The sequence below is a fragment of the Brevibacterium sp. Lmc1 genome (assembly GCF_057654315.1).
Genome location: NZ_CM172803.1, coordinates 1027831 through 1042829 on the forward strand (window position 1 = coordinate 1027831; position 14999 = coordinate 1042829).

Annotated in this window: 11 protein-coding genes and 1 tRNA gene; all 12 read left to right on the forward strand. The window is 66.6% G+C overall.

Annotated features, from left to right (window positions below; genetic code table 11):
- The first annotated feature begins 3 nt into the window (after positions 1-3).
- The 12 genes from AC239G_RS04385 to AC239G_RS04440 all read left to right on the forward strand — a co-directional run bounded on the left by AC239G_RS04385 (position 4) and on the right by AC239G_RS04440 (position 14923).
- Positions 4-435, forward strand: coding sequence for a nucleoside deaminase (locus tag AC239G_RS04385; RefSeq protein WP_376906412.1), 432 nt, complete (start codon positions 4-6; stop codon positions 433-435).
- Between the two features lie 63 nt (positions 436-498).
- Positions 499-589: transfer RNA gene (locus tag AC239G_RS04390), tRNA-Ser, on the forward strand.
- Positions 590-876: 287 nt separating this feature from the next.
- The gene (locus tag AC239G_RS04395) at positions 877-2337 is read left to right on the forward strand and encodes an NCS2 family permease (protein WP_139469292.1); all 1461 of its coding nucleotides are present in this window, start codon (positions 877-879) and stop codon (positions 2335-2337) included.
- A 195-nt stretch (positions 2338-2532) separates the two neighbouring features.
- Entirely contained in the window at positions 2533-3990 is a 1458-nt protein-coding gene (locus tag AC239G_RS04400) for a xanthine dehydrogenase small subunit (protein WP_139469294.1), read from the forward strand.
- On the forward strand, positions 3990-6368 hold the full coding sequence (gene xdhB, locus AC239G_RS04405) for a xanthine dehydrogenase molybdopterin binding subunit (RefSeq protein WP_487489886.1): 2379 nt from the start codon (positions 3990-3992) through the stop codon (positions 6366-6368). Before AC239G_RS04400 ends, xdhB begins: the two co-directional genes overlap by 1 nt.
- Positions 6365-7150, forward strand: a complete 786-nt coding sequence (xdhC, locus tag AC239G_RS04410) for a xanthine dehydrogenase accessory protein XdhC (protein WP_420097474.1) — start codon at positions 6365-6367, stop codon at positions 7148-7150. The genes xdhB and xdhC overlap by 4 nt, the downstream gene beginning before the upstream one ends.
- A 49-nt stretch (positions 7151-7199) precedes the next feature.
- Positions 7200-8483, forward strand: a complete 1284-nt coding sequence (gene guaD, locus AC239G_RS04415) for a guanine deaminase (protein ID WP_487489887.1) — start codon at positions 7200-7202, stop codon at positions 8481-8483.
- A 170-nt stretch (positions 8484-8653) separates the two neighbouring features.
- Positions 8654-9478 carry a hydroxypyruvate isomerase family protein gene (locus AC239G_RS04420; protein WP_487489888.1) on the forward strand — a complete coding sequence of 275 codons (825 nt, stop codon included), beginning with the start codon at positions 8654-8656 and terminating at the stop codon, positions 9476-9478.
- A gap of 35 nt (positions 9479-9513) precedes the next feature.
- The gene (locus AC239G_RS04425) at positions 9514-10401 is read left to right on the forward strand and encodes a 2-hydroxy-3-oxopropionate reductase (RefSeq protein WP_487489889.1); all 888 of its coding nucleotides are present in this window, start codon (positions 9514-9516) and stop codon (positions 10399-10401) included.
- Positions 10402-10527: 126 nt separating this feature from the next.
- Entirely contained in the window at positions 10528-12321 is a 1794-nt protein-coding gene (gcl, locus tag AC239G_RS04430) for a glyoxylate carboligase (protein ID WP_487489890.1), read from the forward strand.
- A 112-nt stretch (positions 12322-12433) separates the two neighbouring features.
- Positions 12434-13789 carry an allantoinase AllB gene (gene allB, locus AC239G_RS04435; RefSeq protein ID WP_487489891.1) on the forward strand — a complete coding sequence of 452 codons (1356 nt, stop codon included), beginning with the start codon at positions 12434-12436 and terminating at the stop codon, positions 13787-13789.
- 144 nt (positions 13790-13933) lie between these two features.
- Complete coding sequence (locus tag AC239G_RS04440; protein ID WP_181270991.1) at positions 13934-14923, forward strand: DUF559 domain-containing protein; 990 nt, start codon at positions 13934-13936, stop codon at positions 14921-14923.
- Positions 14924-14999 lie beyond the last annotated feature (76 nt).

A 14999-nucleotide genomic window follows, 5' to 3' on the forward strand; every position in this document is an offset into this window, starting at 1 on the left:
TGGATGGGTCATGCCCTCGCCGAGGCGGCCCTGGCGCCCGCTCATGACGACGTTCCCGTCGGGGCCGTGGTCATCGACGGTGCCGGTGAGATCATCGGGCGCGGTCACAATCGACGCGAGATCGATGCCGACCCGCTCGGCCACGCCGAACTCATGGCGATCTCAGCCGCCGCCTCGGCGAGAGGCGAATGGCGCTTGGACGGCTGCATCCTCGTCGTCACGCTGGAACCGTGCGCGATGTGCGCCGGAGCCCTCGTCGGCTCACGCATCGACAGGGTCGTCTTCGGCGCCTATGACGACAAGGCCGGGGCGGTCGGCTCGGTCTGGGATCTGCTGCGCGACCGCGCCGCACTCCACCATCCGGAGGTCACCTCGGGCGTACGGGCGGAGGAGAGTCGGGCCCTGCTGAGGGAGTTCTTCGCGGCCAGACGCTGACGTGTCCCAGCTCACGGCGAACCGATTTGGACGCAGAAAGTCCGCCGCTGTACAGTTGTCGGCGGTGGCGTGTCCGAGCGGCCGAAGGTGCAACACTCGAAATGTTGTGTAGGGCAACCCCCTACCGTGGGTTCAAATCCCACCGCCACCGCCAAGGGAAACCCCTGATCAGACGCTTCTGGTCAGGGGTTTCGTCTGTCTCGTCGAAGGATGGCATCGGCGCGGGCAGAGGTGTGATGATTGACACACCAGGGTCGAGCGGCGAGACTTGCTCGGTGAAACAGAAAGAGTTTTCCGGGATATGGAATTACTTTTCGGTATCCCGGTCCGGTATCCGGGGTTGAAGACTCGACTGTCTCATTGCGCATGTTCAAGGCGCAGGGCCGACGACGATGATGTCGCCGGCTGACCAAATCGAACAACCTGAGGTGGTCCATGAAAATGGCTGACAACGACCAAGCGGTGCAGACCGCATCTTCGAGACCGGGGCTTCTCGACAAATTCTTCGAAATCACCCATCGAGGCTCGACGATCAGACAGGAGATCCGCGGAGGCATCGTCGCCTTCGTCGCGATGGCCTATATCGTCGTCCTCAATCCGCTCATCCTCGGCGGTTCCCAGGACATCGCCGGAGACAGCCTCGACTTCGCCCAGCTGACCGCGGTCACCGGGCTCGTCGCCGGCGTCATCACGATTCTCTTCGGCGTCGTCGCCCGACTGCCCTTCGGTCTGGCCGCAGGCCTGGGCATGAACAGCTTCCTCGCCGTCTCAGTCGTCCAGGAGGTCACCTGGGCCGATGCGATGGGACTGGTGGTCATCAACGGCGTCATCATCGTCGTCCTCGGTGCCACGGGCATCCGCACCGCGATCTTCAACGCCGTCCCGCATGCACTGAAGATCGCGATCACTGTGGGCATCGGACTCTTCATCGCCTTCATCGGCTTCGTCAACGCCGGGTTCGTCACCCGCACCCCGGCCGGCCCACCCGTCCAGTTGGGTCAGGACGGATCGATCGGCTCCCTGCCGACGCTGGTCTTCGTCTTCGCGCTCGTCCTCATCGGCATCCTCGTGGCGCGGAGGATTCCCGGCGGCATCCTCATCGGCATCATCGTGGCCACGATCGCCGCGATCATCATCCAGGCGTTCGCGAAGCTCGGCACCGTCGGCGACCCGGTCAATCCGGACCCGCTGGGCTGGAACCTCTCAGCTCCGGAATTCCCGAAACAGGTCATCGCCCTTCCCGACTTCGGTCTCATCGGCGCCTTCGACCTCGTCGGCGGCTTCCAGCACATCGGAGTCCTCGCGGCCACGATGCTCGTGTTCACCCTCGTGTTCACGAACTTCTTCGACGCCATGGGCTCGATGACCGGACTGGCCCGCAGCGCCGGACTGCAAACTGAGGACGGAATGTTCCCGCGCATCCGCGGAGCCTTCATCGTCGAAGGTCTCGGCGCGGTCTTCGGCGGCGGTGCCTCTGCCTCGTCGAACACGGTCTTCGTCGACTCCGCAGCCGGAATCGCCGAAGGCGCTCGCACGGGTCTGGCCGCCTGCATCACCGGTGTGCTGTTCCTGCTGTCGATGTTCTTCTCACCGCTCATCGCCGTCATCCCGATGGAAGCCGGAGCCGCTGCGCTCGTCGTCGTCGGCGCCATGATGGTTACGCAGATCCGTGAGATCGACATGACCGACTTCCGCACCTCGCTGCCGGTCTTCCTCACCATGGTGACGATGCCTCTGACCTATTCGATCGCCAACGGCATCGGCGTCGGATTCATCTCCTGGGCGCTCATCCACGCCATGAGCAACCGTGCCCGTCAGGTCCACTGGCTGCTGTGGGTCGTCTCGGCCGGATTCGTCCTGTACTTCGTTCGCGGCCCGATTTCGGCTATCTTGGGGGCATGAGAACAATGGTTGGACACTCAGCTTGGGGAAAGGGTCAGATCGCCCACGGGGCTTGACCTGCGGGGACGCCGAGTCCCCTCTTCCGCGTTCTTCTGCGCTGTTCGCATGGATAACCAGAGGCTCGAAGAACGAAGCAAATTGTTCCAACCATGCACTGTGCGCCTCAGTGGAGAGGCGCGGGAGGTGTGAAGTGCGATGTCCGCAGCGACAACGGACCAGTCAACTGCCGAAGTGACAATCAACGGGACCGTTCGTGAGTTCGACGGCCCACCCCATACGAATGCGCTGGACTTCCTGCGCGGTCAGGGTCTGACCGGAGCGAAGGAAGGCTGCGCCGAAGGCGAATGCGGGGCCTGCGCGATCATGGTCGCCCGCCCCGATGAATCCGGCGGAACCCGCTGGACCTCGGTGAACTCCTGCCTGCTGCCGGCAGCAGCCCTCGACGGGGGAGAAGTCGTGACCTCCGAAGGTCTGGCCGACGGAGACACCGTCCACCCCGTCCAGGAAGAGATGGCCGTGCGCGGCGGATCCCAATGCGGATACTGCACCCCCGGCTTCATCTCCTCGATGGCCGCCGAATACTACCGGCCCGACCGCTGCGAGGACGGCTTCGACCTCCACTCCCTGTCGGGCAATCTGTGCCGCTGCACCGGCTACCGCCCCATCCGCGATGCCGCGAATGCGCTGGGACAGCCCGCAGCCGACGATGCGCTGGCCGCCCGCCGTGACCGCCCCGCCCCTTCGGCTCGAGCCACCGACTACCAGCGAGCCGACACCGCCACGGGAAAGATCGGGCGCTACCGTCGTCCCGCCACCCTCGCCGAGGCGACCTCCATCCTCAGCCAGGATCCCGAGGCCACCGTCGTGGCCGGGGCCACCGACTGGGGCGTCGAGGTCAACATCAAGGGAGCACGCGGTAAGAACATCCTCGCCGTCGACCGGCTCGAGGAGATGCGCGGAATCCGCCGGACCGAGTCGTTCGTCGAACTCGGTGCCTCCCGCACCCTGTCCGAACTCGAACGTGAGCTCGCCGGAGACATTCCGCTGCTGGGCAAGCTGTTCCCACAGTTCGCCTCCCGCCTCATCCGCAATGGGGCGACCATCGGCGGCAACCTCGGCACCGGTTCGCCTATCGGCGACACACCGCCGGCTCTGTTGGCGCTGGAGGCCGAGCTCGTGCTCACCTCGGTGCGCGGATCCCGGACCGTGGCGCTGGCCGACTACTTCACCGGATACCGGCAGACGGTGCGGGAGTCCGATGAACTCATCACCGCCATCCGCATCCCGCTGCCGCTGTCCCCGCTGACGTCGTTCCAGAAGATCGCCAAGCGCCGTTTCGACGATATCTCCTCGGTGGCGATCGGCTACGCCGTCGACATCCAGGACGGATTGATCGCCAAGGCCCGGATCGGCCTCGGTGGAGTCGCCGCCACCCCGCTGCGCGCCACCGCCACCGAAGCCCTCCTCGAAGGCCGGCCATGGACATTGGAGACCGTGCACCAGGCGGCCGAGACCCTCGCCGCCGAAGGCACCCCGATGGACGACCACCGGGCGAGTGCGAAATACCGGACCGCGATGCTGCGGTCCTCCCTCGAACGCTTCTACGCCGAGCAGCTCGGCCACCCGGCCGTGACCAGCAAGGAGGTCAAGTGATGAGCCAGCTCTCCCAGCGCCCCGCCGACCCGGTCGTCGGCGAACGCCACCACCATGAAAGCGCCTTCGGTCACGTCACCGGTACCGCGCTCTACACCGATGACCTCGTCGGACGCCTCACCGGGGTCCTCCACGCCTTCCCCGTGCAGTCGACGACCGCGCACGGCCGCCTCGGCGCCATCGATATCGAACCCGCCTATGCGGTGCCCGGAGTCGTCAAGGTCATCACCGCCGCCGATATCCCCGGCGTCAACGATCAGGGCGTCAAACACGATGAGCCGATGCTGCCGGTCGACGAGATCATGTTCTTCGGCCAGCCCCTGGCCTGGGTGCTCGCCGAGGATCTCGAAGCCGCGAAGGAAGGCGCGGCGGCCGTCACCGCCGAGGTCGAGGAACTGCCGTCACTGGTGACCGTGCGGGATGCGATCGCTGCCGACAGCTACCACGGCAAGCCCCTGTCGATCGACAAGGGCGAGGTCGACTCCGCGTTCGCCGATGCCGCTCATGTCTTCGAAGGCGAATTCGAGTTCGCCGGTCAGGAGCACTTCTACCTCGAGACGCAGGCCTGCCTGGCGCATGTGGACGAGAACGAACAGGTCTTCATCCAGTCCTCGACCCAGCATCCCACCGAGACTCAGGACATCGTCTCCCACGTCCTCGGAGTTCCCGCCCACGAGGTGACCGTGCAGTGCCTGCGCATGGGCGGCGGCTTCGGCGGCAAGGAGATGCAGCCCCACGGCTACGCAGCCCTGGCCGCGCTCGGTGCGAAGCTCACCGGCAGGCCGGTGCGGCTGCGTCTCGACCGCACCCGCGATATCACCATGACCGGCAAGCGGCATGGCTTCCATTCGTCCTGGAAGATCGGATTCACCGAGGAGGGGAAGATCCTCGCCCTCGATGCGACGCTGACCGCGGACGGCGGGTGGAGCCTCGACCTCTCCGAACCGGTGCTCACCCGCGCCATGTGCCATATCGACAACGCCTACTGGGTGCCCAACATCCGGGTCACCGGCCGCATCGCCAAATGCAATAAGACCTCGCAGACGGCGTTCCGCGGATTCGGCGGCCCACAGGGCATGCTCGTCATGGAAGACATCATCGGCCGTGTCGCCCCGCAGCTGGGGCTCAGCGCCCGCGAGCTGCGCCGCCGGAACTTCTACGCGCAAGGTCAGGACACCCCCTACTATCAGCCGGTGCGTCATCCCGAGCGGATCGGGGCGTGCTGGGACCAGCTCATCTCCCAATCCGATCTGGAAGCCCGCGAGGCTGAGATCGAGGCATTCAACTCGGGCAGCGAGCACATCAAACGCGGTCTGGCGATCACCCCGGTGAAGTTCGGGATCTCGTTCAACCTCACCGCATTCAACCAGGGCGGGGCGCTCGTGCTCGTGTACAAGGACGGTTCCGTCCTCGTCACCCACGGCGGCACCGAAATGGGGCAGGGGCTGCATCAGAAGATGCTGCAGGTCGCGGCCACCACCCTCGGCGTGCCGCTGTCGACTGTGCGTCTGGCGCCGACGCGCACGGACAAGGTGCCCAACACCTCGGCGACGGCGGCGAGCTCCGGATCCGACCTCAACGGCGGAGCGGTGAAGAACGCCTGCGACCAGATCCTTGATCGGCTGCGGCAGGTGGCCGCGGGCATCCTCGGAGCACCCGCCCATGAGGTGGAGATCTCGCGGGGAATCGTCTCCGCGCTGTCCTCACCGAAGACGGTGACCTGGGAAGAGCTCATCAACACCGCGTACTTCCAGCGCATCCAGCTCTCAGCCTCAGGTTTCTACCGCACCGAGGGACTGCACTGGAACCTCTCGCAGATGCGCGGCGAACCGTTCAAGTACTTCGCCTACGGGGCCGCGGTGTCCGAAGTCGAAGTCAACCGCTTCGACGGCTCCTACACCCTGCGCCGCGTCGACATCGTCCACGACGTGGGAGACTCCCTGTCACCGCTGCTCGACCTCGGACAGATCGAGGGCGGCTTCATCCAGGGCGTCGGCTGGCTGACCCTGGAGGACCTGCGCTGGGACGAATCGGATAAGCCGAGCCGCGGCCGACTGGCCACTCAGGCAGCGAGCACATACAAGATTCCGAGCTTCTCCGAAGTCCCCGAGATCTTCAACGTCGCCTTCCTCGACAAAGCACATGAAGAGGGAGCCGTGTACGGGTCGAAGGCTGTGGGCGAACCCCCGCTGATGCTCGCCTTCTCCGTCCGCGAAGCCCTGCGCGAGGCCGTCGGTGCCTTCGCGCGACCCGGCCACAGCGTCGACCTCGCGTCCCCGGCCACACCGGAAGCGGTGTTCTGGGCGATCGAAGAAGCCCGCGGGCAGGACTCGGGGGCGGCCGCCTCGGCGAGGGAAGGACAACGAGTTCCGTCATGACCTGGATGGACACCGCAGCCGAGCTTCGCGCAGCTCGGGTGCCGGCTGTCCTCGTCACTCTCGCCGCGGTGCGCGGGCATGCCCCACGCGAGGCGGGAGCGAAGATGATCGCCACCGCTGATGACCTGTTCGGGACCATCGGCGGGGGCAATCTCGAGATGACGGCCCTCACCCGTGCCCGGGAGCTGCTCTCCGAGGGGCAGACGGCTCCGGAGATGCTCACCTTGCGGCTCAACGACAAGGCTCCGGCCAAATACGGTCGCCAATGCTGCGGCGGAGAGGTCACCATGCTCTTCGAACCCCTGCCCGTGCCCGCCTCGGTGGCGATCTTCGGGATCGGCAACATCGGACTCGAGCTCACCCGGATCCTCGCCCGCCACGATCTCGACCTGACCGTGTCCGATTCACGGCCGGAACAGCTCGAAGCTCTCGATGAGTTGGAGGAGCCGGTGGCGCGGATCCGCCGCGAATTCGCTGTCGTCGGGGAAGAGGTGATCACGGAGCTGCCGGCCGGAGCGCACGTGGTCATCATGACCCATGACCATGCCGAGGACCTGCACCTGTGCTCCGCGGCGCTGACCCGCGGCGACCTCGGATCGGTCGGGCTCATCGGCTCGAACGCGAAATGGCAGCGCTTCCGCAAGAACCTCGCCTCCGAAGGCTTCGCGCCCGAGGTCATCGACGCCATCCGGTGCCCCATCGGACTGCCCGACCTGCCCGGCAAAGCACCCGCGACGATCGCCGTGAGCGTCGCCGCGGATCTGCTCGGCCGCATGGCCTGACTCTTCACCACCACTGACTTTCACCACCACTGACTCAAGGAGAACCACTGTGGTCATCTACCGTGCCCGCGTCTTCGATACGCCGTACAACCCATTCACCGGCGGCCGGCTGCGTTCGGCAGCCGATGTCGCCCTCGTCGTCGACGACGGACTCATCACCTCCCGCACCGACTTCGACTCCGCCCGGGCAGCGCACCCCGAGGCGCAAGTCGTCGACCTCCGCGACGGTGTGCTCATCCCCGGACTCATCGACACCCACGTCCATCTGCCGCAGGTCAGGGCCATCGGCCATCTCGGGCGGCCGCTGCTCGACTGGCTCGACCAGTGCGCCCTGCCCGAAGAGGCGAAGCTCGGAGACCCCGCCTACGCGAAGGCGGTGGCCGGTGAATTCCTTACGGGACTGATCTCGGCGGGGACCACCTCGGCGATGGTCTTCGGTTCGCACTTCGCGGGCGCCATGGACACCTTCTTCGCCGCCGCTTCAGCATCGGGGCTGCGGATCACCTCCGGGCTGGTGACGAGCGACCGGAACCTGCCCGATGCGCTGCTCACCGACGTGGAGCGTTCGACCGAGGAGAGCCAAGCGCTCATCGACCGGTGGCACGGCAAGGGACGACTGCGCTACGCGGTGACCCCGCGATTCTCGTTCTCTGCGGGACCGGAGCTGCTGGCTGCCGGCGGCCGCCTCGTGGAGGAGAACCCGGGCGTCTGGGTGACCTCGCACCTGAACGAGAACGTCGATGAGATCTCCGGGGTCGCGCAGATCCACCCGGAGGCTCGTGATTATCTCGATACGTACGACCGGGCGGGACTCGTCGGCCGGCGCACCGTGCTCGCGCACAACGTCCACCCGCAGGATCGGGAACTGGCGCGGTTGGCCGAAGCCGGGTCGGTGGTCGCGCACTGCCCGACCTCGAACTCGGCTCTGGCCAGCGGCTTCTTCCCGCTGCGCCGGCACATCGAGGCCGGCGTCCGGGTGGCCCTGGGTTCGGACGTCGGAGCGGGCACCGGGTTCAACCTGCTCAAGGAGGGCGTGCAGTCATACTTCATGCAGCAGCTCGACCCGGCCGGGGGAGTGGCGCTGACCTCTGCGCATCTGCTGCACCTGGCGACCTCTGCCGGCGCCGAGGCGCTCGAGCTCGATGAGGTCGGGGTGCTCGGCGAGGGCAAGCGCTTCGACGCCGTGCTCATCCGCCCGGCCGAGGGCCAGCCCTTGGACGTCGGCATCCGCCACGCCGCCGACGACGGCGACGCCTTGGCGAAGATCTTCGCCATGGGCACCCCGGGCGACATCGCGGACGTCTGGGTCGACGGCGTCTCCCTCCACCCCTAATTGCTACCTGACGGCGGCCCAGCAACCTCGCGCGAGGTTGCTGGGCCGCCGTCAGGTAGTTCTGGGGGACAGGTCTTGACGGGAGCTCCACGGGCGACTTATGCTGATTTCACGGAATGGAAATACACTTCCACAATACGGAAAACAGCGGCAACTCAAAGGAGAGCTCCATGTCCCAGAACTTCACCTCACCTGGCAGCTACGTCCTCAACTGCTCGACCCTGCTCACCGAACTGCCCGTTCTCGAGCGCGCCCAGGCCGCGAAGGACGCCGGCTTCGACGACGTCGAATTCTGGTGGCCCTTCGACGGGAACCCGAGCCCATCCTCGGCGGAGGTCGACGAGTTCATCGCCTCCCTCGAATCCGCAGGCGTCGCCCTCAAAGGCCTGAACTTCTGGGCCGGGAACATGGCAGCCGGCGATCGCGGAATGGTCTCGATCATCGGTGCCGAAGAGGACTTCGCGAAGAACGTCGACATCGTCGTCGACATCGGGCGTCGCACCGGCTGCCGCGCCTTCAACGCCCTCTACGGGCTGCGCACCGATGGCCAGGACCCAGCCGCTCAGGACGCCACCGCCGCCGCCAACCTCGCGTTGGCCGCCGGAAAGGTCGCCGAAATCGGCGGAACCGTCCTCGTCGAACCCGTCTCCGGAGCCGAGGCCTACCCGCTCAAGCGCTACGCCGACGCCGCCGAGGTGGTCGCCCAGGTCCGCGCCGACGGACCCGAGAACATCGCCGTGCTCGCCGACTTCTACCACATGCACGTCAACGGCGACGACGTCGCGGCCGTCATCGAAGCCGAAGCCGCGAACTTCGGCCACATCCAGATCGCCGACGCCGACGGCCGCGGGGCACCGGGAACCGGGTCGCTGCCGCTGCGCCAGTGGGTCGACCGCGCCTACGACCTCGGCTACACCGGAGCCGTGGCGCTCGAATACAAACAGGACCGCGCGACCGCCTTCGACTGGCTCGACCGCGCCGCCCAGACCGCCTGAACATCACCACCGACGACTCGAAGGAAACCCCCACCATGTCCAAGACCATCGCTTTCATCGGACTCGGCATCATGGGCCTGCCCATGGCCAAGAACCTCGTCAACGCCGGATTCGACGTCCGCGGCTTCAACCGCACCCCGGCCAAGGCCGACGCCCTCGCCGAGGCGGGAGGCAGTGCCGCCGCCACCATCGCCGAGGCGGTGGACGGGGCCGACGTCATCATCACCATGGTTCCCGACTCACCCGACGTCGAAGCCGTGCTCACCGGCGACGACGGAATCCTCGCCCACGCGTCCGCCGGGGCCACCTGGATCGACTTCTCCACCATCCGCCCCGATGTCGCGAAGGACCTGGCCGAACAGGCCAAGGCCGCCGGCCTCAAACCGCTCGATGCCCCCGTCTCCGGAGGGGAGCCCGGAGCCATCGACGGTGTCCTCTCCGTCATGGTCGGCGGCGACCAGGCCGACTTCGACGCCGTATCCGATGTCTTCGACGCCGTCGGGAAGACCATCGTCCTCGTCGGCCCCTCGGGAGCCGGCGAGACCGTCAAGGCCGCGAACCAGCTCATGGTCGCCGGCAATATCGGACTTCTCGCCGAGGCCGTCGTCTTCCTCGAAGCCTATGGAGTCGAAACAGGTGCGGCGCTGCAGGTCCTCGGCGGCGGTCTGGCCGGGTCCAAGGTGCTCGATCAGAAGGGGCAGAAGATGCTCGACCGCTCCTTCGACCCCGGATTCCGGCTCGAACTCCACCACAAGGACATGGGCATCGTCACCGCCGCCGCCCGCGAGGCGGGAGTGGCGATCCCGCTCGGCGCCACGGTCGCCCAGCTCGTCGCCGCAACCGTGCAGCAGGGCAACGGAGGACTCGATCACTCGGGCCTCTTCACCGTCATCGAAGCCCTCTCCGGCAAGAACGAGAACTGAACGACCGCCTCGGCGAGGCCACACCAGCCGGGCGGGGTCGTCGGCCCAACGACACCAACGGTCCCGCCCAACCATGAACCGAGCCGGCGACAGCGTCGTCGCCGGCTCACGAACAAAGGACGAACAATGACACGCATGCGCGCAGTCGACGCCGTTGTGCTCATCCTCGAGAAGGAAGGCGCCACCGAGACCTTCGGGCTGCCGGGGGCGGCGATCAACCCGCTCTACTCAGCGATGAAGGCCCACGGCGGAATCCGCCACACCCTCGCCCGGCACGTCGAGGGAGCCTCCCATATGGCCGACGGATACACCCGTTCGGCACCGGGCAACATCGGAGTCTGCCTGGGCACCTCGGGCCCGGCAGGCACCGACATGATCACCGGCCTCTACGCCGCGGCCGCAGACTCCCAACCGATCCTGTGCATCACCGGCCAGGCACCCGTCGCCGTGCTCGACAAGGAGGACTTCCAGGCCGTCGACATCGCCTCGATCGCGAAGCCCGTGACGAAGATGGCCAAGACGGTGCTCGAAGCCGGGCAGGTGCCCGGTGTCTTCCAGACCGCGTTCCAGCTCATGCGCTCGGCGCGGCCCGGACCCGTGCTCATCGACCTGCCCATCGACGTGCAGCAGACCGAGATCGACTTCGACATCGACACCTACGAACCGCTGACCCCGGCCAAGCCCGCGGCCACCGCGGCGCAGGCGGAGAAGATCCTCGACCTCATCGCCGAGGCGGAGCACCCGATCATCATCGCCGGCGGTGGAATCATCAACGCCGACGCCGCCGCCAGGCTCGTCGAATTCGCCGAACTCACCTCCATCCCGGTCTCTCCGACCCTCATGGGCTGGGGTGCGATCCCCGATGACCACCCGTTGGCCGCGGGCATGGTCGGAATCCAGACGCACGTGCGCTACGGCAATGCGTCCTTCCTCGAATCCGATCTCGTCATCGGCATCGGCAACCGCTGGGCCAATCGCCACACCGGGAATCTGGATGTGTACCGCAAGGGTCGGAAATTCGTCCACATCGACGTCGAACCCACCCAGATCGGACGCGTCTTCGCCCCCGACTACGGAGTCGCCTCGGACGCCGGAGCCGCCCTCGATGCACTGCTGGCTGCCGCACGCTCTCGGTCGGGCGGGCTGCCGGACTTCACCGGTTGGGCCAGCGAATGCACGGCACGGAAGTCGACCGAGCACCGGAAGACGAACTTCACCGAGGTGCCGATCAAACCCCAGCGTGTCTACCAGGAGATGAACCAGGCCTTCGGCCGCGACGTCACCTACGTCTCGACGATCGGGCTCAGCCAGATCGCCGGCGCCCAGATGCTGCATGTCTACCGACCTCGGCACTGGATCAACGCGGGACAGGCCGGACCCCTGGGCTGGACCGGACCGGCCGCGCTCGGTGTGGCCAAGGGCAAGCCCGGCGAGACCGTCGTGGCGCTGTCGGGCGACTACGACTTCCAGTTCATGATCGAAGAGCTCGCCGTCGGTGCGCAGCACCAGATCCCCTATGTCCACGTCGTCGTCAACAACTCCTACCTCGGTCTCATCCGCCAGTCCCAGCGCGGGTTCGAGATGGACTACGAGGTGTCGCTGGCCTTCGAGAACATCAACACCGCCGGTTCCGCATCGTCCGGTTACGGCGTCGACCATGTGGCCGTCGCCCAGGGGCTCGGGTGCAAGGCGCTGCGGGTCGAGGACCCCGAACTCATCGGCGAAGGCCTGCGCGTGGCCAAGGAGCTCATGGATGAACACCAGGTGCCCGTGGTCGTCGAGGTCATCCTCGAACGCGTCACGAACATCTCGATGGGAACCGCCCTCGATCAGATCAACGAGTTCGAGACGCTCGCCCAGACCCCGGCCGACGCTCCGACGGCGCTGAGCCCGATGGGCGAACTGGCTGCAGCGAAATAGGCAGGGTCCAACCCGCCGGAGGGCTGGGCCGAACCGCCCGAGCCGAGTACGCTAGAACGGTATACCGAAACTGCATTCACCGGCCCCCAGGGGCGGGCGACCGAGGAGGAACATGAGCAACGACGCCGACTTCGACCTGATCATCCATGCCGAGAAGGCTCTGCTGCCCGAGGGCATCGAACCGGTGACGATCGGGGTCAGGGACGGGAAGATCGCCGAGATCGCCCGCGGTGGACAAGATCTGGGCACGGACGCCTCGGCGGAGGTGAAAGTCATCGAGATCGGGGATGATCAGGTGCTGCTGCCCGGTCTCGTCGACTCCCACGTCCACGTCAACGACCCCGGTCGCGCCGAGTGGGAGGGCTTCGCCAGCGCCACCCGCGCGGCCGCGGCCGGGGGAGTGACGACGATCGTCGACATGCCGCTGAACTCGCTGCCACCGACGGTCGACGTCGCAGCCCTGGAGACGAAACGGGCGGTCGCCGAGCCCAAGGCCTTCGTCGACGTCGGCTTCTGGGGCGGGGCGATCCCCGGCAACACCGCGGATCTGCGGCCCCTGCATGAGGCAGGAGTCTACGGGTTCAAATGCTTCCTCGAGGACTCCGGCGTCGAGGAATTCCCGCCGCTGGAACCGGCGGAGATGAAGGCGGACATGGCCGAGATCGCCTCCTTCGACGGAATGCTCATCGTCCATGCCGAGGACCACGAGGTGATGACCTCGGCACCGAAGAACTCGGGTCCGAAGTTCGCTGACTTCCTCGCCACGCGCCCCCGCGAGGCCGAGAACGTCGCGATCGCCCGCGTCATCGACGCTGCTCGGGAGGCCGGTGCCCGGGCGCACATCCTGCACCTGTCCTCGGCGGATGCGCTCGATCAGATCGCTGCGGCCAAGGCCGAGGGCATCAAGCTCACCGTCGAGACCTGCCCGCACTACCTCGTCTTCACCGCCGAGGAGATCCCGGATGGGGCGACGACGCACAAGTGCTGCCCGCCGATCCGCGAGGAATCGAACCGGGAGGCGCTGTGGCAGGGCCTCATCGACGGCACGATCGACTGCATCGTCTCCGACCATTCGCCCTCGACGGCCGAGCTGAAGCTGCTCGACACGGGCGACTTCGGTGCGGCGTGGGGTGGGATCTCGTCGCTGCAGCTGGGACTCTCGCTCGTGTGGACCGAAGCCGCGAAGCGCGGAATCGAGCTCGCCGAGGTGGTCCGCTGGATGTCCGCGGCACCGGCGGCCGTGGCTCGGGTCGAAGGCAAGGGTTCGATCGCCGAAGGCAATGACGCGGACTTCGCCGTCTTCGCCCCCGACGACGAGTGGACCGTGCGGGCGACGGAGCTCTGGCATCGCAACCAGATCAGCGCCTACGACACCCGCACCGTCCGCGGTCGGGTCACGCAGACGGTGCTGCGCGGGGCCCCGGTCGACTTCGAGACCCCGGGAGGCCGCCTCCTCAAAGCCCGCTGATTTACTACCTGACGGCGGCCGTGCCACCTCGCGCGAGGTGGCACGGCCGCCGTCAGGTAGTTGTGGGGAGAAGTTATCCACAGATTGCTCTCGGTTATTGTCTTTTGAAGGTCAAGAGTGCAGTTTGGTGTCATGTACTTAAGTATGACGACGCAGAAGCTCTATCGGCTCGGGTTCACCAAAGACGAGATTCGGCGCGGGGAGAAGTGCTGCCTCGAACGCGTAGCGCGAGGACGGTATGTGGCCACCGGCTCCTGCACGGACGCGCGACATGAGCCGATCTGGTCGGCACTGAGTGAAGAGGACTTCGAGGAGTTCGGCCACCACGGCGACATGCGTGATGAGATCGAGCGTCTTCGCGTACTCATCCGGACTCGTGCTGAGAAGATCCACACCGCTTCTGGACGGTGGCGAGTGTCGAAGGGGCGTGAGGTCTTCTCGCATCTGTCGGCGGCGCTCATCCACGGCCTCCCGATCGCCTATCCGGCCGAGTCCAGGGTGGAGGTGCTGCGTCCCAACATCAGCCGCAAGTACAAGCACCTCTATGTCCGGGACAGAGAGGTTCCGTCACCACATCGCCAGATGGTCGGCATCTATGCGGTGACGACGATGGAACGGACGCTCATCGACGTCGCCCGCGACTACGGACCCGATATGTCGGTGCCGATGCTTGACGAGGTGATCCGCCGACGCCGCACCGCGCGATTCCGCATCGAGGCTGTGCTGGCCGAATGCCCCGAACTACGCGGGGACGCGGCGGTGCTGCGCGCCCTCGACCTCACTGATGGCAGGCGCGAAGCCCCGTCGGAGTCGATCGCAGCAGTGCGCTTCTTCGAACACGGAATCATCGGCTTCGAACCGCAAGTCGAATTCTTCGACCACTCCGGAGGCGTTGTCGCCCGAGTCGACTTCTGCAATCACGATGCCCGTCTGATCATCGAGATCGACGGCGTGGAGAAGTACACGATGAATGGACGTTCGCCGGAAGAGAGCATCGCCGCGGAGAAGGCGCGTCAGGCCGCACTCGAAGCCAGGGGGTACACGATCATCCGGCTCACATACGGCGATCTCTTCCGCGCGGCTCCGTTCGAGCGGATCCTCGGAGAGCTCGCCACCCGTCTGCGCACGAACTGAGTGCCCGGAAACGCTCCCAGACGCAGGTGGCGGCGGCGGTGCCACCTCGCGCGAGGTGGCACCGCCGCCGCCAGGT

Coding starts and splice junctions, on each gene's coding strand:
- AC239G_RS04385 (WP_376906412.1), top strand. CDS start 4: ATGGGTCATGCCCTCGCCGAGGCGGCCCTGGCGCCCGCTCATGACGAC.
- AC239G_RS04425 (WP_487489889.1), top strand. CDS start 9,514: ATGTCCAAGACCATCGCTTTCATCGGACTCGGCATCATGGGCCTGCCC.
- AC239G_RS04400 (WP_139469294.1), top strand. CDS start 2,533: ATGTCCGCAGCGACAACGGACCAGTCAACTGCCGAAGTGACAATCAAC.
- AC239G_RS04395 (WP_139469292.1), top strand. CDS start 877: ATGGCTGACAACGACCAAGCGGTGCAGACCGCATCTTCGAGACCGGGG.
- AC239G_RS04440 (WP_181270991.1), top strand. CDS start 13,934: ATGACGACGCAGAAGCTCTATCGGCTCGGGTTCACCAAAGACGAGATT.
- xdhC (WP_420097474.1), top strand. CDS start 6,365: ATGACCTGGATGGACACCGCAGCCGAGCTTCGCGCAGCTCGGGTGCCG.
- gcl (WP_487489890.1), top strand. CDS start 10,528: ATGACACGCATGCGCGCAGTCGACGCCGTTGTGCTCATCCTCGAGAAG.
- AC239G_RS04420 (WP_487489888.1), top strand. CDS start 8,654: ATGTCCCAGAACTTCACCTCACCTGGCAGCTACGTCCTCAACTGCTCG.
- allB (WP_487489891.1), top strand. CDS start 12,434: ATGAGCAACGACGCCGACTTCGACCTGATCATCCATGCCGAGAAGGCT.
- xdhB (WP_487489886.1), top strand. CDS start 3,990: ATGAGCCAGCTCTCCCAGCGCCCCGCCGACCCGGTCGTCGGCGAACGC.